Origin of the sequence: Rhodococcus baikonurensis, from assembly GCF_040489275.1 — a bacterium.
Classification (GTDB): domain Bacteria; phylum Actinomycetota; class Actinomycetes; order Mycobacteriales; family Mycobacteriaceae; genus Rhodococcus_F; species Rhodococcus_F baikonurensis.
This window is the reverse complement of sequence record NZ_JBEUOQ010000004.1, coordinates 202,901-220,540: the sequence shown is the minus strand read 5'-3', so window position 1 is coordinate 220,540 and position 17,640 is coordinate 202,901. Positions and strand designations below refer to the sequence as shown.

Annotated in this window: 17 protein-coding genes; 7 read left to right on the top strand and 10 right to left on the bottom strand. The window is 62.5% G+C overall.

What is annotated here, in order from left to right:
- Nucleotides 1-78: 78 nt before the first annotated feature.
- Entirely contained in the window at nt 79-507 is a 429-nt protein-coding gene (locus ABWI03_RS11845) for an HIT family protein (RefSeq protein ID WP_298779328.1), read from the bottom strand.
- A gap of 87 nt (nt 508-594) precedes the next feature.
- Here ABWI03_RS11845 and ABWI03_RS11840 point away from each other — a divergent pair, with 87 nt between their 5' ends.
- Nucleotides 595-1,836, top strand: coding sequence for a bifunctional glycosyltransferase family 2/GtrA family protein (locus tag ABWI03_RS11840; protein WP_372580871.1), 1,242 nt, complete (start codon nt 595-597; stop codon nt 1,834-1,836).
- The gene (locus tag ABWI03_RS11835; protein WP_298779330.1) at nt 1,833-3,986 is read left to right on the top strand and encodes a glycosyltransferase family 39 protein; all 2,154 of its coding nucleotides are present in this window, start codon (nt 1,833-1,835) and stop codon (nt 3,984-3,986) included. Before ABWI03_RS11840 ends, ABWI03_RS11835 begins: the two co-directional genes overlap by 4 nt.
- A gap of 85 nt (nt 3,987-4,071) precedes the next feature.
- Here the strand turns inward: ABWI03_RS11835 and ABWI03_RS11830 are convergent, their stop codons facing one another.
- Nucleotides 4,072-5,394 (bottom strand): HNH endonuclease signature motif containing protein, encoded by a 1,323-nt coding sequence (locus ABWI03_RS11830; RefSeq protein ID WP_298779332.1) that lies wholly within the window; start codon nt 5,392-5,394, stop codon nt 4,072-4,074.
- Nucleotides 5,395-5,562: 168 nt separating this feature from the next.
- On the opposite strand from ABWI03_RS11830, the gene ABWI03_RS11825 reads away from it, so the two are divergent.
- Nucleotides 5,563-5,811, top strand: a complete 249-nt coding sequence (locus tag ABWI03_RS11825; RefSeq protein ID WP_235171355.1) for a hypothetical protein — start codon at nt 5,563-5,565, stop codon at nt 5,809-5,811.
- Here the strand turns inward: ABWI03_RS11825 and ABWI03_RS11820 are convergent.
- From ABWI03_RS11820 to ABWI03_RS11795, 6 genes are all read right to left on the bottom strand, one after another.
- The gene (locus tag ABWI03_RS11820; protein ID WP_353798725.1) at nt 5,789-6,022 is read right to left on the bottom strand and encodes a transposase; all 234 of its coding nucleotides are present in this window, start codon (nt 6,020-6,022) and stop codon (nt 5,789-5,791) included. The genes ABWI03_RS11825 and ABWI03_RS11820 overlap by 23 nt on opposite strands.
- A gap of 75 nt (nt 6,023-6,097) precedes the next feature.
- Nucleotides 6,098-6,745 (bottom strand): ABC transporter ATP-binding protein, encoded by a 648-nt coding sequence (locus ABWI03_RS11815; RefSeq protein WP_298779336.1) that lies wholly within the window; start codon nt 6,743-6,745, stop codon nt 6,098-6,100.
- Between the two features lies 1 nt (nt 6,746).
- Nucleotides 6,747-7,664 (bottom strand): oligopeptide/dipeptide ABC transporter ATP-binding protein, encoded by a 918-nt coding sequence (locus ABWI03_RS11810; protein ID WP_298779338.1) that lies wholly within the window; start codon nt 7,662-7,664, stop codon nt 6,747-6,749.
- Nucleotides 7,661-8,482: an ABC transporter permease gene (locus ABWI03_RS11805; RefSeq protein WP_298779340.1), complete on the bottom strand. Its 822-nt coding sequence runs from the start codon at nt 8,480-8,482 to the stop codon at nt 7,661-7,663. Before ABWI03_RS11805 ends, ABWI03_RS11810 begins: the two co-directional genes overlap by 4 nt.
- Entirely contained in the window at nt 8,475-9,509 is a 1,035-nt protein-coding gene (locus ABWI03_RS11800; RefSeq protein ID WP_298779734.1) for an ABC transporter permease, read from the bottom strand. Before ABWI03_RS11800 ends, ABWI03_RS11805 begins: the two co-directional genes overlap by 8 nt.
- Nucleotides 9,506-11,128, bottom strand: coding sequence for an ABC transporter substrate-binding protein (locus ABWI03_RS11795; protein WP_283376614.1), 1,623 nt, complete (start codon nt 11,126-11,128; stop codon nt 9,506-9,508). Before ABWI03_RS11795 ends, ABWI03_RS11800 begins: the two co-directional genes overlap by 4 nt.
- A 171-nt stretch (nt 11,129-11,299) precedes the next feature.
- Between ABWI03_RS11795 and purD the strand changes: the two genes are divergently transcribed.
- Complete coding sequence (gene purD, locus ABWI03_RS11790) at nt 11,300-12,556, top strand: phosphoribosylamine--glycine ligase (protein WP_298779343.1); 1,257 nt, start codon at nt 11,300-11,302, stop codon at nt 12,554-12,556.
- Between the two features lie 152 nt (nt 12,557-12,708).
- Nucleotides 12,709-14,367, top strand: a complete 1,659-nt coding sequence (locus tag ABWI03_RS11785) for a GMC oxidoreductase (RefSeq protein WP_492226380.1) — start codon at nt 12,709-12,711, stop codon at nt 14,365-14,367.
- Between the two features lie 74 nt (nt 14,368-14,441).
- Here ABWI03_RS11785 and ABWI03_RS11780 read toward each other — a convergent pair whose 3' ends face one another.
- A complete protein-coding gene (locus ABWI03_RS11780; RefSeq protein WP_047269576.1) occupies nt 14,442-14,897 on the bottom strand; it encodes a MarR family winged helix-turn-helix transcriptional regulator in 456 nt (151 codons plus the stop codon).
- Between the two features lie 99 nt (nt 14,898-14,996).
- On the opposite strand from ABWI03_RS11780, the gene ABWI03_RS11775 reads away from it, so the two are divergent.
- A complete protein-coding gene (locus ABWI03_RS11775) occupies nt 14,997-16,079 on the top strand; it encodes an ABC transporter substrate-binding protein (protein WP_298779347.1) in 1,083 nt (360 codons plus the stop codon).
- On the opposite strand, the gene ABWI03_RS11770 is transcribed toward ABWI03_RS11775, so the two are convergent.
- A complete protein-coding gene (locus ABWI03_RS11770) occupies nt 16,015-16,848 on the bottom strand; it encodes a phosphatase PAP2 family protein (protein ID WP_298779349.1) in 834 nt (277 codons plus the stop codon). The genes ABWI03_RS11775 and ABWI03_RS11770 overlap by 65 nt on opposite strands.
- 117 nt (nt 16,849-16,965) lie before the next feature.
- Between ABWI03_RS11770 and ABWI03_RS11765 the strand changes: the two genes are divergently transcribed.
- Nucleotides 16,966-17,640, top strand: coding sequence for a response regulator transcription factor (locus ABWI03_RS11765; RefSeq protein WP_166811690.1), 675 nt, complete (start codon nt 16,966-16,968; stop codon nt 17,638-17,640).

Below are 17,640 nucleotides of genomic sequence, written 5' to 3'. Positions count from 1 at the left end.
CGACCGCCGCAACCTCCGGGGGAGGCTGCGGCGGGGAGTCCAGTTATCGGCCAGCGAAATTCGGTCGAAGGTACGCGATCAACGAGTCGAGACGCTTGCCTCGAAGCCGAGGTCGCGCAGTGCCGACTTGAGTTTGGTCTGTGCCTCGTCGAGAGATTCGGGTGACGGCGAAGTGTCGGCGCCGCTGATGTCGAAGTTGCCCATGTCGTACGCGGGGAAGACGTGAACGTGAAGATGCGGAACTTCCAGACCTGCGATGAGGAGACCGGCCCGAGGTGCGTCGAACGCCTTCCTCACGGCCTGACCCAGGTTGCGTGCAACCGCGGTGACCTTGGCAAAGAGGTCAGGATCTACGTCCTGCCACTGATCGACCTCGGCGCGCGGTACGACAAGCACGTGACCTTGCGTGACCGGTGCGATGGTCAAGAACGCGACAACGTCGTCGTCCTCCCACACGAAACGTCCTGGTAGATCCCCGTTGATGATGGCGCTGAAGACTGAAGGCATACCCCGAGATTAGCCCGCGTCCGGTTGCCAGGAAACTCCCAGGCTGGACGCAGGTTCGTCGGAGCCGGCCCGACAAATCTAGGACGCATGACGACAGAAGCCATGCAGACCGCGGGCAGCACGGACGCAGGGGAGCTTTCCGCGACGACTGTAGTACTGGACGTGGTCGTCCCGGTATACAACGAAGAGGCAGGCCTCGAGACGTGCGTGCGGCGCCTGCGCCGGCATTTACGCACACAGGTGCCATTTTCTGCACGAATTACCATCGCGGACAACGCCAGTGTCGACGGCACGTTGGCGCTCGCACGTTCCCTCGCCGAAGAATTCGACGACGTCCGGGTCGTCCACCTGGACGCGAAGGGTCGCGGCCGAGCGTTGCGGAAGGTGTGGAGCGACTCCGACGCGGATGTGGTCGCATACATGGACGTCGACCTCTCCACCGACCTCAACGCCCTGATGCCGTTGATTGCTCCGCTGCTCTCCGGGCACTCGGACATCGCCATCGGTTCCCGGCTGGCACGGTCGTCGCGCGTGGTGCGCGGCCCCAAGCGTGAGTTCATCTCGCGTAGCTACAACCTCATCCTCCGAAGCGCACTGCACGCTCGCTTCTCCGACGCCCAGTGCGGATTCAAAGCCATGCGCGTCGATGTTGCGCGGCAACTACTTCCGCTGGTGGAGGACACCGGGTGGTTCTTCGACACCGAACTGCTCGTGTTGGCCGAGCGAGCGGGCATGCGGATTCACGAGGTGCCCGTCGACTGGGTGGACGACCCGGACAGTCGGGTAGACATCGTCGCCACGGCAGTCGCCGACCTCAAAGGTGTCGTCCGCGTCGGACGAGCACTGTCGACCGGCTCGCTCCCACTGGCCGAGCTCAGGGCGAGTTTCGGACGTGAACCACTGGTTCCCGGAGTTCCTCGAGGAATGGTCGGGCAGCTCTCACGCTTTGCCGTGGTGGGAGTCGTTTCGACGCTCGCGTATGCGCTGCTTTACCTCGCACTGCACTCGGTGATGGGTGCGCAGTGGGCCAACGCCGTCGCATTGCTGGTGACGGCAGTGTTCAATACCGCCGCCAATCGAGCCTTCACCTTCGGGATTCGCGGGCCGGAGGGATCCGCCCGTCACCAGATGCAGGGCCTACTCGTGTTCGGGTTCGGTCTACTGCTCACCAGCGGATCGTTGTTCGTCCTCGACGTTGTGGCGCCTGACGCGTCCAAGCACGTCGAACTTGCAGTACTCGTCATTGCCAACCTTGTTGCCACAGTGAGTCGATTCATCGCACTGCGCTGGGTGTTTCGCACCGCACAACCCGTAGGAGCTAATCGATGACCGCCACTGCAGAGAGATTGGCCGCACGGGTCCCGGCACCGGAACCGCCACGTCAGGCGCGCTGGGAGCCGTGGGCGCTCGGAGTGCTGTTGGTGGGCACCGGAGTCGCCTACATCTGGGGTCTCGGCGCATCCGGTTGGGCCAACTCGTTCTATGCCGCTGCGGTACAGGCAGGTTCGGTGTCCTGGAAGGCCTTCTTCTTCGGATCCTCGGACGCCGCCAACTCGATCACCGTCGACAAACCGCCGATGTCCCTGTGGTTGATGTCGCTGTCGGTTCGCATCTTCGGACTCAATTCCTGGGCGATGTTGGTGCCGCAGGCGCTGCTCGGTGTCGGGTCGGTAGCGCTGTTGTGGGGAACGGTGCGACGGTACTTCGGTGCGGCCGCCGGCCTCCTCGCCGGTTTGGTTCTTGCTCTCACTCCCGTCGCGGCGCTGATGTTCCGGTTCAACAACCCGGATGCCCTGCTGGTGCTCCTGATGATCGCGGCGGTGTGGGCGATGATGCGCGCGGTTCAGGATGGTCGCACCCGCTGGCTCGTGTTGGTCGGTGTCTTCTGTGGATTCGGTTTCCTGACAAAGCAATTACAGGTCATGTTGGTGGTACCGCCACTGGCGCTCACCTACCTGATCGCCGGTCCGCCGAAACTGGGTAAGCGGGTACTTCAACTGTTCGCTGCACTGGGCGGGCTGATGGTCTCCGCCGGATGGTGGTTGGCAATCGTCGAACTGTGGCCGGCCGACTCACGTCCGTGGATCGGTGGTTCGCAGAACAACTCGATTCTCGAACTGACGCTCGGCTACAACGGACTCGGACGCCTGAGCGGAAACGAGACCGGAAGCGTCGGCGGCGGCGGAATGCGCGGTGCTGGTGACGCTGCGACCGGTGCTGTCGGTGGTTTCCCCGGAATGGGCGAGGCCGCAGGTGGTATGGCAGCGGGAGGTATGGCACCAGGGGGCGGGGCAGGCGGTGGAATGTGGGGGAGTACCGGCATCACCCGATTGTTCGAATCTGCCCAGGGCGGCCAGATTGCCTGGCTGATTCCTGCCGCACTGATCCTTCTGGTGGCTGGAATCGTGCTGCGGGGCAAGGCGCCGCGCGTCGACACACAGCGCGCTTCATTCATCGTCTGGGGACTGTGGCTGTTGGTGACCGGACTGACCTTCAGTTTCATGGCGGGAATCTTCCACGCTTACTACACGGTTGCGTTGGCGCCGGCGATCGCCGCACTGATCGGTTCAGGATCCGTCTTCGCTTGGCGTCATCGTGACGTTCTCTGGGTTCGCATCGTTCTGGCAGTGTCGTTGGCCGCAACCATTGCGGTGGCGTGGGTACTGCTCGGACGCTCGCCTTCGTTCGTACCGTGGCTTCGCTGGGCGATTCTGGTCGTCGGCATCGTCGCTGCTGTAGCAGTGCTGATCCCGGCAGTGACGCGAGGTCGATTGGCTGTGGCAGTGATTCTCTCAGCGATCTTCACCGGTCTGGCGGGTCCGACTGCGTACGCGATCGACACGATCAACACCCCGCACACAGGTTCCATAGTTTCGGCCGGACCGAGCGTCGAAGGTGGAATGGGCGGGCCCGGCGGTGTTCGTGGAGGATTCGGCGGATTCGGTGGCATGGCTGATGGCGGCAACCGACGGACGGACGGTACCGGGGCAGGGACAGGGACACTGGGGGTGCCGCCCGCGGGAATGGGTCAGATACCAGGGGGTGCAACGGTTCCGGGCGGCACCACATCGACCACTGACGGAACACGCGGGGCAATGGGCGGCGGGGCGGCCGGTGGTTTGCTTCAGGGCAGCACACCGGGAGCTGCGGTCGTGTCCACACTCGAAGAGAACTCCGACCAGTTCACGTGGGTCGCCGCGGCAATAGGATCCAACAGCGCCTCGGGCTATCAGCTTGCGACGCAGTCACCGGTCATGGCTATCGGAGGCTTCAACGGGAGCGATCCGTCCCCTACGCTCGCGCAGTTCCAGCAGTACGTGGCAGAGGGCAAGATTCACTTCTTCATTGCCGGCGGGGGGATGGGTGGCGGTATGAATGCTGAAGGCACCGCTACCGCCATCTCGACGTGGGTGACCGAAAACTTCACCGCCACAACGGTGGACGGAGTGACCCTCTACGACTTGACGGTTGCAGGCTGACCAACATGAACGCACGCCAGGTCCGCTTCGGAGGTGCTCCCTCCGATGCGGACCTGGCGTGAAGTTGTATGCCCGAGGTTTGTCCTCAGGTTGTGAAGGTGGTGTTCGCCGGCCGCGGGTGCCGCTGCGGGTCGATCGAGGGCGGTGGGATGAACCAGGGTTTGTTGTCGACGCCGATCCTGATTTCCCATTTTCCGACGAACCCGGATTTGTGGTGCATCAACCGGTGATGCGAACGGCACAGCAAGACCAGGTTGTTCATCACCGTCGGGCCGCCGTTGGCCCAGTGCCGGATATGGTGCGCATCCGTCCACGCCGGCACACACGTGCAGCCGGGGAACGCGCAGCCTTTATCTCTCGCGATCAGGGCGACGCGTTGTTCGGCGGTGACCAACCTTTTTCCGGGTTTCGCATCGAGCGGCGCTCCGTGATCGTCGAGTAGGACAGTGGCCAGGAAACAGTCGCACCCGAGAAGTCTGGTCTGCGAGACGGACAGTGGCCCGAGCCAGGGCATGTGCCCGACATCGAGATCCGACAGATCTAGATCGGGTGAGTCTTCCTCGTCGGCATCAGTGGCAGCGGAAGATGCGGCGCAGTCGCGGTGCTCGGCCAGATCACGGGCGTTGATGTGCACGTTCACGTGCGGCCGCTGACCACCATCCATGCCGGTCTTGGCGCAGTCCAGGTAGCGGCGGATCAGTTCGGTGAACCCGTCCGCGGTCCGCTTCGCCGCCGACCGCGCATCCGGCGTCCCATCGGGTGCCGGGGTCGGCATCGTCAGATTCGACAACGCCGACAACAGCATTTCGCCGGTGAGGGCATCGAAATCGCCACGCACCACCACTCGACCATTCAGCGTCGACGCGATGCGGAGTTCGTTGCGGTCGATATCTTCGGCGGGCGGAATCTCATCGGATTCGAAAACGCGCTCCAACGTCGCGATCACATATCGGACCTTCGTCGTCGTTGCTTCCACTCCCGAGGCGGCAGCCAACAACAAATCGATGCAGCGAGGCATCGCCTCGTCCGGCATTCCCTTCGGTGGTGACTCGCAGAACGCCACGATCAAAACAGCATGATCGAACGAGCAGTCCCCGCAATCGAACCGAGCTGCCACCGCCGGAAACGGCCGCAGCGCTGCACCGAGGGCGGCGATCTTCTTCCCGTCCCGAACCTGGAGCATCGTGTTCGCTGCCAACCAGGAACCCACCCCGCGGCTGGCGATCACCTGATCATCCGGACGCAACGACAGCTCGTCGACCACCGCCACCCGAACGGCTTCCAGGCGCAGTATCTCCGCACTCGCCTCGATAGCACCATCACGCAATTCCGCAGCAGACAACTGCCACAGACGTTTGCGCAACCCCACCGCAGAACCCGAAACCACTTCCGACAGATAGACACTCATTGAATCCCCCGATCCCCTACACGAAGAATACTCGAACATTCGTTCGAGTCAAGGGTCAATTTCGTTCGGGCTGGGGTCTGTTGCTCGAGGTGGCAGATGAGAGACTGAACCGTGCCTGATCGACCTGAGATTGTCTGTATTTGCGGCTCTGCGCGGTTCGCTGAAGAGATGCGGGAGGCGAACCGCGACCTGACGTTCGCGGGCGTGATCGTCGTCGCGCCGGGTGAAGCGGACGAGGCGATCTCTGTTGGGCAGAAGGCACTGCTCGACGCGCTCCACCTGCGCAAAATCGACCTGGCTGATCGGGTGCTGGTCGTCAACCCACGCGGATACATCGGCGAGTCCACACGCCGCGAGATCGCGTATGCGCGCGCCACCGGCAAACCGGTGTCGTTCACGGCGCCGTGTGATCAGTAAGCGCCTCTTTGGTGCAGGCGGCAATGACGATCTCAGTCCGAGTTGAAATTCTTGTAGCGCGTGGTCCAGTTCCGAACCGCTCCGGCACGTCGCGCCACGGGCCTCCCGTCCGCAACAGCCACGCAGTCGCCTCGACCATCGTGCGCCGATCTCCCGGCGGTTGACCGGTCGCCTTCGCCTTCGTGAACAACGGACCGATCGCAACCCACACCTCATCCGAAATCGCATAACGCGACGTGCATTGACACTCGCCCGCGAACTACCTGATCAGGATTGGCAACACACTCTAAGCGCTAATACTGTCGAGGTCGTGGACCAGGTCGCAGCAGGCGTCGAGTAATTCGCGATCATGGCTGATGAGTAATACGCCGACGCCGGTTTCGGTGGCGCGACTCTCGATCAGCCGAACGAGCGCGGCCGTCGTGGCAGCGTCGAGCATCGCCGTCGCCTCGTCGCAGATGAGGTATTTCGGTTGTTGCGCCAGCGATCTCGCCAGGCAGGCTCGCTGCAGTTGGCCGTCGCTGACCTGGTGCGGTCTGCGCGACAAGAGATCGGGAGTGAGGCCCACTTCTGCTGCCAGTGCGGCCACATCGATTGTCCTACCGGCAATATCACCGGGTTGGCCGATGATCGAGGCGAGCGTCTGCCGAGGGTCGGTTGATGCGCGAGGTGACTGAAACAGCATGGACACCGTGCCGCGCAGTGCCGCGGGTACCGAGAATTTGGTACCCACAACGGGCGATCCGTCGATCCGCACTTCGCCTGACCACGGCGCGTCCAGTGAGGCGAGAATCCTTGCAAGTGTTGATTTTCCGGTGCCCGAAGGCCCGGTCAGGCCGATCAGTTTCCCAGGCGGAATCTCGAGCGAGACGTTCTCGAGAACTGGCCGGTTGCGATGATAACCGCTGGTGATTCCCAGAGCTTGCAGACTCATGTCAGCCCACCCTCCGCAATGTTCGGTATGTGCGTTCGCCGAGGGTCACCAACTCGGTCGGGCCACCGGACTGTTTCGACTCCGGGCGTCGTAGGTGATAGACGCAGTCGTCGGGGAGGTCGGTGAGTTGCGGCGGCGAGCCCGGTATCGGATGCAAGCCGCGGGAAGGTAAGGCGCCGAGAAGGTCTCGGGTGTAGTCGTGGAGTGGATCCTGAAACACCAGGGCAGCCGGTCCGGTTTCCATGATGCGTGATGCGTACATGACGGCAAGTCGATCCGCGACTCCGCTGCGAGTAAGTGATGCAAGGTCATGGGTGATGAGCAGGACCGCCGCCCCGGCGTCCGCGCATTCTCGAAGTAGTTCCATGACGTGGTCGGTGAGTTCCCGGTCGAGGTTGGCGGTGGGTTCGTCTGCCACGATCACCGACGGATTCCCGGCCAGCGCACCGGCAATAGCAACGCGTTGTGCCATGCCGCCCGACAGTTCGTGCGGGTAGCAGTCCAGGGCCGAGGGGTCGAGTCCGACGCGAAGTGCCAAGGCGTCGCAAGTGTGATCGCCGCCGAGTGCGTCGATCGTCTCCTGTAGCTGCGATCTCGCAGTCCGGACGGGGGTGAGATGTGTTGCGGCGGATTGTGGAACGAGAGCCACGTACCGTCCGCGAAAGGGGGTGCCGGAGAAGACGTCGATCTCGAGGTCCGGTGTTCCGACGGTGACCGTTCCGGTTCGAGAAGCATTCGGCGGCAACATGTTCATGACCGAGGTGGCGATGATCGACTTGCCACACCCCGATTCCCCGACAAGTGCGGTCACCGTGCCGGCTGGAACGTCGAGGTCGATGTCGCTCGCAGCGTGAACTACCGATCCTCCGAGTAGAGGGATCCTGACGGTGAGAGATTCGATGCGCAGGCCGTGGTTCACAGTCGCAACTCCGAAGGTCGAGGGGGCGTGAGCATCGACCGCAGGGCCGAACCGGCGACGGCAACTGCGACGGTGGCGATCACGAGAACTGCGGCGGGGAATACCAGCGTCCACCAACCGCCGAGGAGCAGAGAACCGCGTGCCTCTTCGAGAAGCGTCCCGAGACTGGGCTTGTGCGGGGGAAGGCCGAATCCCAGGAAGGACAACGTCGATTCGTGCCAGACGGCGTGGGGCAGCAGGAGAACGACTGCGATCAAAGCCTGTGGCGCCGTCGCCGGCACGAGGTGGCGCATGATCACGTGACGTCGACTGGCTCCCGCGAGAATGGCGGCGTCGATGTAGGGACGGTCGCGCAGACTCAAGATCTCGGAGCGGATGATCCGGGCCACTTGGGTCCAGTGGGTCAGTGCGATCGAAAGCACGATGGCGGCAATGCTTCCACGGAACATCGCGACGATGACGATGCCGAGCAACAGGTGGGGGAGTGCGTTGACGGCATCGGTGCCGCGCATGACGAACCTGTCCACCCAGCCGCCGACCAGTCCGGCCGTAGTGCCAACGGCGACGCCGATCACCGTGGCGAGCAGCGCGCATGCGAGCGCGATGAGAAGTGAGGTTCGAATCCCTGCAGCTATGCGCACGAAAAGGTCTCGTCCTGCCGAGTCCGTTCCGAACGGGTGATCGAAGGACGGGGCCAGGCGAGCCGCCGAGAAGTCTGTGACGCGGTCGTCGACGTCGGCCAACCATGGGACCAGCGCCGCGTACAGCGCAACGAAGATCAGCACGCCGAGGGCGATCTTGAAGCGTCGCTCAGCCATCGGTACTCACTCTCGGGTCGAGTACTGCAACCAGGACGTCGGCAAGTAATGAGCCGAGCATGACCGTCAATGTCGTACCGACGGTGAGGAACGCGAGAAGGGCCATGTCGAGGTCACGCGCAGACGACACGATGGCCCCGGCAATCCCTGGCCAACTGAAGACTTCTTCCACCAGAACTGCTCCGACTATCAGTTCGGGCAACCGCACGCCGACGATGTTGACGAACGGTGCCAGCGATGTGGGCAGTATGTGGCGTTTCGTGATGGTCGGCGTCGGGATTCCGCGCGCTACCGCGCCCGCGACAAACCCCTCGCTTTTCGAACCCACGACGGATTCTCGGACCGCGAGTAGGAGCCACGGCATCTGCGAGATGGCGAGGACCGTCACCGGCAGCACCAAGTGCCGGATCACCTGTCCCGGTGTGGGATCGGCACCCCCGTCGGTCAGTCCGGCGACGGGGAGCCAGCCGAGAGTCAACGCGAAGAGGGCGATTGCCCCCAGAGACAAGACGAACGGCGGAAGGCCTTGGACTACGACGCTCAGCCCTGACACGGTCTTGTCCAGGAATCCTCCACTGCGGATTCCGGCGAGAACACCCAGGGCCAGCGAGGCGAGAATCGCAATGAGAAGTGAGATGCCTACCAGCAGCAGGGTCCATGGCAGACGTTCGGAGATGACTTGGGAAACAGGTTGATTGAACGACCTGGAAATCCCGAGATCGCCGGTGAATACTCCCTGGAGCCAATTCCAATACGTGCTGTACCAGGGGTTGTCGAAACCCATCTGGTCGGCGATCAGCGCTTTGTCCGCGTCGCTGGCCGTCATGTATCGCGTGCCGAGATAGCCGACCAACGGATCGAACGGTGAAATCGCAGCGGCAGCAAAGAGTCCCGCGGACACCACGACGATCACCGGCACGATGAACAACACCCGCCGACCGACCATCGTGAGGATGGCCTTTCGGCGGGAGTTGTCACGGTGGCCCTGCGTCGGCCGCGTGTCTGCCCGAACGTCGACCGCTGTCATTGCCCTCTGGCCCACGTCTGCAGTGACCACCACGGACCCCAGGTCACACCGTGTGAGTGTGGTTCGAGTACCGGCCCGGACATCTGCCAGTCGGAATCCTTCGAAACGTACGTATGGTCGAGGAACACGAGGATGACAAATCCGGGATCCTCGACGTACGCCTGCTGAACGTCGCGATACGCGGCGTCACGCGTTGCCTGGTCGAGGCTGCGGCGTCCTACTTCCAAGCCTGCGTCGACTGCTGGATTGGAGTAGTCGCTGGCGTTGTCGTAGATGCTGCCGACCCCGGGCGCGATGTACTTCGAGTTCAGCGCGTCGTACGCCTGCGTGTCGGGGTCGAAAGGTTCGTCTCCGCCACCGAGAAGCGTCGAATCCTGGTTGATTCGAGGGTCTATGCGGTCCCAGGAGAGCGCCTCGAGATCCACCTCGATGCCGACAGCAAGGGCGTCGGAGGCAAATGCCTGAGCCAGATCACGTCGAACGGTGTCGACGGAGTTGTACATGATCGTGAACTGCGCCCGCTGACCGTTTTTCGAACGAATTCCGTCGGCGCCTTCGATCCAGCCCGCTTCGGTCAGAATTCGCTCGGCCTCGGTCGGGTCGTAGGCGAAGGTTGCGTTCGGGTTGTACGAGTCGCCGTACACCTCGGGGATCGGAGTGGCGGCAACGCGGCCGTGTCCGCCCAGGACGTTGTCGATCATCGACTGGCGGTTGGCGGCGAGATTGAGTGCCATCCGCACGGCTTTGTCGCCTGCCACGGGATTGTTCGTCGGGAGTGAGAGGCCGCGCCAGTCTGCTGACTGGTGGGCCGTCACGGACATGTTGTCTTTGCCCGAAAACGTATTGGCAAGCAGTGGAGGGAGATTGGTGCCGTCGATCTCGCCGGACACCATGCGCTGGGCTCGGGTGTTGTCGTCAGGAACGTAGAGGAGAGTGAGTTTCTTGATCTCCGGTGCACCGTCCCAGTAGTTCTCGTTCGCCTCGAAGACCGCTCGATCCGGTGAGAGGTCGACGAGTGTGTAGGGACCGGTACCGACGGGCGCGGTGTTCAACGGCGACTCGGCGGCAAGCCCGGGTGTCGCGAGGGATTCCGACGGAACCATGCCGATCAGCATTTTCGTCAGCAGCGGCGCATACGAGTAGGCGAGGCGGAACTCGACTGTGCTGTCGTCGACGGCCACGACGTCGCTGATCATGTCGTACGACGACCGCGCTTCGGAGGCGGAAGCGGGATCGAGGATCGCCTTGTACGTGGCAACCACGTCGGCGGCGTCGAAGGTCGATCCGTCGGAGAAGGTGACCCCGTCGCGGAGTTTGACCGTCCAGACTGTTGCGTCGGTGTTGGCGGTGGGCATCTCCGCCGCCAGAGACGGCTCGAATCCCGGCATGCCGGTGCCTCCGGTGAGCCGGACGAGACCGTCGTACATCTTGGCTTCACCGGCGGCGCCGAAACCTGCGACCGGGTTGTAGCCGCCCAATTCGTAGCCGTCGGCCAGGACCAGGCCGTTGTCGTTGCCCGATGAGTCGGTGCCAGTCGGGCTACTGCACGACGTGATCAGAAGTGCGCCGATTGCGGCGGTTGCGGTGAGCGTCAGAACGCCTGGTTTGTGGAGTTTCACGGGTGTCCTTTCCTTGGTGGACAGGTGTCCGAAAACATCTGTTCACCTATTCAGGTATTCATATGATCGCATCTCGAAACGGATATTTCGCACAAAGGTCGAACGCTGGGACCTTGGCCCCGTCAGTGGCACTCCGAGAGCGCTGTTATCGCAGGCCGTAGTCTGTTCCCCGTGCGCGTACTAGTAATCGGCTCCGGAGCCCGTGAACATGCCCTCCTTCTCTCTCTTGCTCGCGATCCAGGTGTCACGGCCCTGATCTGCGCGCCTGGCAATGCCGGGATCGCAAAAATCGCCGAGCAGCACCCCGTCGACGTCGCTTCGGGTGACGCGGTTACCGCGCTGGCCCAGAAGGTCGACGCCGACCTCGTCGTCATCGGGCCCGAGGTTCCGCTGGTCCTCGGTGTCGCCGACGCGGTGCGTGCAGCAGGTATCGCCTGCTTCGGGCCGTCGGCCGACGCCGCCCGCATCGAGGGCTCCAAGGCTTTCGCCAAGGATGTGATGGCTGTTGCCGGCGTCAAGACCGCGCATAGCGAGATCGTCGACAATCCGGCCAAGCTCGACGAAGCGCTCGACCGCTTCGGGCCGAACTGGGTGGTCAAGGACGACGGACTGGCCGCGGGCAAGGGCGTTGTCGTCACGACGGATCGTCTCGCCGCACGCGACCATGCCGCGGAACTGCTCGAGACCGGACATCCGGTTCTCCTCGAATCCTTCCTCGACGGTCCGGAAGTTTCGCTCTTCTGCCTCGTCGACGGCGAAACCGTGATCCCGCTGCTTCCGGCTCAGGACCACAAGCGCGTCGGCGACGGAGACTCCGGACCCAACACCGGCGGCATGGGCGCGTACACCCCCTTGCCGTGGCTGCCCGACGAGATGGTCACGCAGATTGTCGACGACGTCGTCAAGCCTGTCGCTGCCGAGTTGGTGGTACGCGGTAGCAGCTTCTCCGGTCTTCTCTATGCGGGTCTGGCGATCGGAGTCGACGGCCCGGCCGTGGTCGAATTCAACTGCCGGTTCGGTGACCCCGAAACGCAGGCCGTGCTTGCTCTCCTCGAAACACCTCTGGGTGGCCTACTCAATGCGGCCTCGACCGGAACACTCGATTCGGTCGGTCCGTTGCAGTGGCGCGACGGTTCCGCTGTCACGGTCGTGATTGCTGCCGAGAACTACCCGGCGACTCCGCGCACCGGCGACGTGATCACCGGAGCCGACGCCGACGGAGTCCTGCACGCCGGTACCAAGAAGCGTGAAGACGGAGCCGTCGTCTCGGCCGGTGGACGTGTGCTGAGTGTTGTCGGAGTGGGCAAGGATCTGACCGAAGCGCGCGACGACGCCTACGCAAAGATCGCCGACGTCAAGCTTCCCGGCGGTCATTTCCGCAAGGACATCGGACTCGGCGCCGTCGAAGGTCGCATCTCTCTTCCCTGACTCGTTCTTTCGGAGGGCCGGTGAACTTTCTGTTCATCGGCCCTTTTCGTGGAAAATCAACGGTTCCTTCAAGTTACCCACGAGTATGGACTTCTCGTTCGGTTTCTCCCGGTATATCTCAGCGCGGGGGTCACGGAAAGAGAAGGGCACACTTGAGTATTCGCGCTGGATCCAACGAACGGCACGCACGTACCAATTCCGCGCTCTCGCGTAGAAACTTCTTGGCAGCAACAGGATTAGCTGTGGGGGCCGCCGCGCTCTCGTCCTCGTGGACCACGGCGGCCGCGGCGCCCAGGCGAGCATTGAACGACGGAGACCGTGTCCCCGCGCTCGTGATCGGCAGCGGATACGGCGGGGCCGTTGCGGCTCTTCGGTTGACGCAGGCCGGAATCGACACACACATGGTCGAAATGGGGAAGTCGTGGACCACGCCAGGGTCCGACGGCAAGGTCTTCTGCCCGATGCTCTCACCTGACGGCCGTTCCTTCTGGCTCAGAGACCGTACAGTTCAACCGGTTTCACACTTTTCCGGCGGCTCGGTGGACAAGAACATCAGTCGCTACGTCGGTGTTCTCGACGCCGAGGACTTCGGCGGGATCAAGGTCTACCAAGGTCGAGGGGTCGGCGGCGGATCGTTGGTGAACGGCGGCATGGCCGTCACACCCAAGCGCAACTATTTCGAAGAGATCCTGCCCGGAGTCGATTCCAACGAGATGTACTCGACGTACTTCCCGCGGGCCAACGCTGCGCTCGGAGTCAACAACATCGACCCGGCTTGGTTCGAGTCGACCGAGTACTACAAGTTCGCACGGACCGGGCGAAAGACCGCTGAGAGATCCGGTTACACAACAACGTTCGTGCCGAATGTGTACGACTTCAACTACATGAAGCAAGAAGCTGCTGGTCAGGTCACCAAGTCTGCCCTGGTGAGTGAGGTCATCTACGGCAACAACGCGGGAAAGAAGTCGCTGGACAAGACGTACCTCGCTGCGGCATCCGCCACCGGCAAGCTCACGATCTCGGCGCTGCACGTCGTGACCTCGGTTGCGCCGGCCGCGACCGGCGGTGGCTATCAAGTGGTGATGAATCAGATCAACGAGCAGGGCAACACCGTCGGCACCAAGACGGTGACAGCCGACAAGGTCTTCTTCGCGGCGGGCAGTATCGGTACCAGCAAGCTTCTGGTCTCGATGAAAGCGCAAGGGCAACTCGCGAATTTGCCGGGTGCTGTGGGGCAGGAGTGGGGTCACAACGGCAACGTGATGGTGGGCCGTGCCAATCACATGTGGGACGCGACCGGCGCGAAGCAGTCGGCGATCCCCGTGATGGGCATCGACAACTGGGCCGACACATCCGCTCCCGTCTTCGCGGAAATCGCGCCCTTCCCGGCGGGTACCGAACTGTGGGTGAGTCTGTACTTGGCGATTGCAAAGAATCCGCAACGTGCTCAATTCCAATTCAACTCGGCAACCGGCAAAGTCGGATTGAATTGGCAACGCTCGCAAAACCAGCCGTCGATCGACATGGCGAAGAAACTCTTCGACAAGATCAACAAGAAGGAAGGCACGATCTACCGGACCGACCTCTTCGGCCCGACGCAGACGTGGGGCGACCAGTTGACGTACCACCCCCTCGGCGGTTGTGTGCTGGGCAAGGCGACCGACGGCTACGGTCGTCTGCCGGAGTACCCGGGTCTGTACGTCATGGACGGATCCCTCGTACCGGGCAATGTGGGAGTCAATCCGTTCGTCACCATCACCGCTCTGGCCGAACGGAATATCGAGAACATCGTTGCGAACGACATGAACTAGGGCGGTAACTCGTCAGCAGGTGCGGTGCGGTGCGGCAGGTGCTGCACCGCACCGCTTCTGTGTGTCCCGGAGTGTCACCGCGGTGCGTGATCTCGCAATGATCGATTGACCCGGTCGAGGATGTCGATGGCAGCGGACAATGTGTCGAGGTCGCCCTCGTCGAGGGACGCCAATTCTTCGGCGAGAACGCCGATGCGTAGTTCGGATCGACGGTCTCGTCGCGCGCTTCGCTCGTCCTTCACGAAAAGTGTGCTCACTCGGCCGTCCGTGGGATCGGGCCGTCGCTCGATCAGATCTTTGTCGGAGAGTGTGCGCACCAGTGTGCTGACGGTGTTCGGGCGTCTGGAGAGACGGTCGGCGACAGCCCCGATGCGAGTGCCCGGGTGTTGTGCGACATCGTGAAGTACTTCGGATTGTGCCTCGGGCAAAGTCGCGTCGGTGCCTGACGTAGCCATGTATTCCCGCAGCGCTCGACGCAATTCGAACGCCGCAGCGATGAGTGATCTCGATGCTTCTTCCGCGGTGGGCACGTGATCAGAGTAGCGATCGACCCCGTGTGATCCACGCCCTGGAACTGTATCTGACACAGATATAGTTTACAGTTCTTCAAAGGGTAGGGTCACCTAACCATGGCGGAAGATGAAGCTGTCATGCTTCACGACGTACGGGACACGATCATGAATTTTCGAAAGAAGTCACGCAGTGTAATGCTGATCGGCGCACTGACATTGGTGGCAGCTCTCAGTGGCTGCTCGAGCGAGGACGCGTCGCCCACAGATGCCGAGATCAGTGCGTCAGCTCCGGCGGACTCTGCGTTTGTCGCTCCGCGAGAAGTCCCGGTTGGAATGGGGAGCGGAAAGTCGGACGGCGAGTTCCCTCGTACCGTCTCACACTTCAAAGGGGACACCACGATCGAATCGCAGCCCGAAAAGGTTGTCGTCATCTCGACCGGGCAAGCAGATGCACTCCTGTCGCTCGGTGTCGTGCCCGCAGGTTCGACGCGTGGTGACGGTGCGGACCTGGTGCCTCCGTACTTGTTGTCTGCATACCCCGAATTCCGTACTCAGCTAAGTGATGTCGTTGACGCAGGTGGACGCTTCACACCGAATTTCGAAGCGATCGTCACGCTCGATCCTGACCTGATTTTGATGAATGTTGCAGGAAAGGACGCTGATTCGCTGTACGACCAGCTTTCCGCCATCGCACCCACGGTGGCAACACAGGGAACCGGCGTCTACTGGAAGCAGGACTTCCTGCTGGTTGCCGACGGGGTAGGTAAGACGCAGCAGGCGACGGCACTGCTGGATACCTTCAATACCGATGCCGCGGCCCTCGGTGCTTCCCTCTCGTCGCCGCCGACGGTGTCGTTCACGCGCCAGAACGGAAATCGTCTGCGCATCTTCGGTGTTCCTTCGTTCACCGGCAGTATCGCCGAGGATGCCGGCTTGACCCGTCCGCAGTCGCAGCAGTTCGACGACACTTCCCGAGACATCAGTGAAGAAGAGTTGAACGTGGCGGACGCCGACTGGATCTTCTACGGCGTGCAGGGCGGGGACCCGGCGACATTGACGAACGCGCCGTTGTGGGCGCAGTTACGTGGTGTGGTCGCCAACCACGCCGTCGCTGTTGACGATGACGTCTTTTACCTCAATACCGGGCCGACTGCGGCTCGTGAAGTGCTGAAGGTTCTGCAGAGCGCATTGCAGCAGTAGTCGATTCAGCTTGGTTGTGAGTGCTGACGAAACGGAAGACGGCTCCGCCCACGGTGACGGCAAGCGTCGCGAGAATGGCCCCGGCGATGACGTCGGTGAGCCAGTGAACTCCCAAATACAGGCGAGTCAGGGCTACGACGATTGTGACTGTCACGGCGAGGAGCATCAGCAGTCTCTTGACGGCGGGTGTGCGGTGCGCGCTCAGAACGAGGACGACGATGCCGAACAGTGCAGCGGTCCCGGTGACGTGACCGGACGGGAACGAGTGGCCGGTCTCGAGAAGTACTTGGATACTGGTCGGCGGACGTTCGCGGCCGACCAGTGCTTTGACGACTGTGCAGGCGACTGCTGCACCGCCGACGGTTCCGATCACGATCAAGCCTGGAACTACCGAACGCGCTCGCCACGAGATGAGCACTCCACACGTGATCCCGAGCAGCGCGGTGGCTACCGGGCTGCCGAGATCTGTGACTGCGACTGCGATCTGGTCCAGGGTGCCGCTCCGATGATCGACCATCCAGTTGGTCAGCGGTTCGTCGAAGCTCGTCAACCATCCGTTTCGATACACCTGGATCGAGAGCGTCACGAGTGCGAGCACGAGTCCGCAGGCGCGGAGCGCTGTTGACCGAACGCTGGACGCCCGGTAGATCGAACCGAAGGCGAACAGCGCGGCGGCAACCACGATTGCGGCAACCGCAATTTCTGCAGTGGTGCTCTCGGTCAAGACTTCGGTGACCACGTTTCGCACGGTCGACACAGTTGCTGGCATGAATGCAGTGTGACGATCCGAAGCTGAAGAAATGCTGAACGGAACTCGGTCATGGGCCTACCGTCTGCTCTACTGGGTGCATCCGAACAACTGCGTGTCGACGAAACGGGGCCGGTGGTGCGAGTACTGGTAGTCGAAGACGAAGTGCGCCTGGCCGAGACGATCCGGCGGGGATTGGTAGCCGAGGGATTCGTGACCGCAGTGGAACTCAACGGGGACGACGGCTTCGCGACTGCCTGCAGCGACGAATTCGACGTGATCGTTCTCGACATCATGTTGCCGGGCAAACACGGATACGACATCGTGCGGGACCTACGCGCCCGGGAGGTCTGGACGCCGATCCTCATGCTCTCGGCGAAGGACGGCGAATACGACCTCGCTGATGCTTTCGACCTCGGTGCCGACGATTACCTGGTCAAACCCTTCTCGTTTGTCGTACTCCTAGCGAGGCTCCGCGCACTGGTCCGGCGCGGCGCTCCCCAGCGTCCATCGATACTCACTGTGGGAGACCTGTCCCTCGACCCCGCGAAACATCAAGTGATCAGAGCGGGAATCGAGTTGACGCTGACGCCACGCGAGTACAGCGTTCTCGAGTTCCTCATGCGCAACAACGGAGTGGTGGTCACCAAGAGCGAGATCGTTCGCTCCGTCTGGGACACCAACTACGAAGGTGACGAGAACATCGTCGAGGTCTACATCGGATACCTACGGAAGAAGGTCGACCTCCCGTTCGGAACCCGCAGCATCGAAACCATTCGAGGCGTCGGGTACCGCTTTGTCGGCACTGCCTGA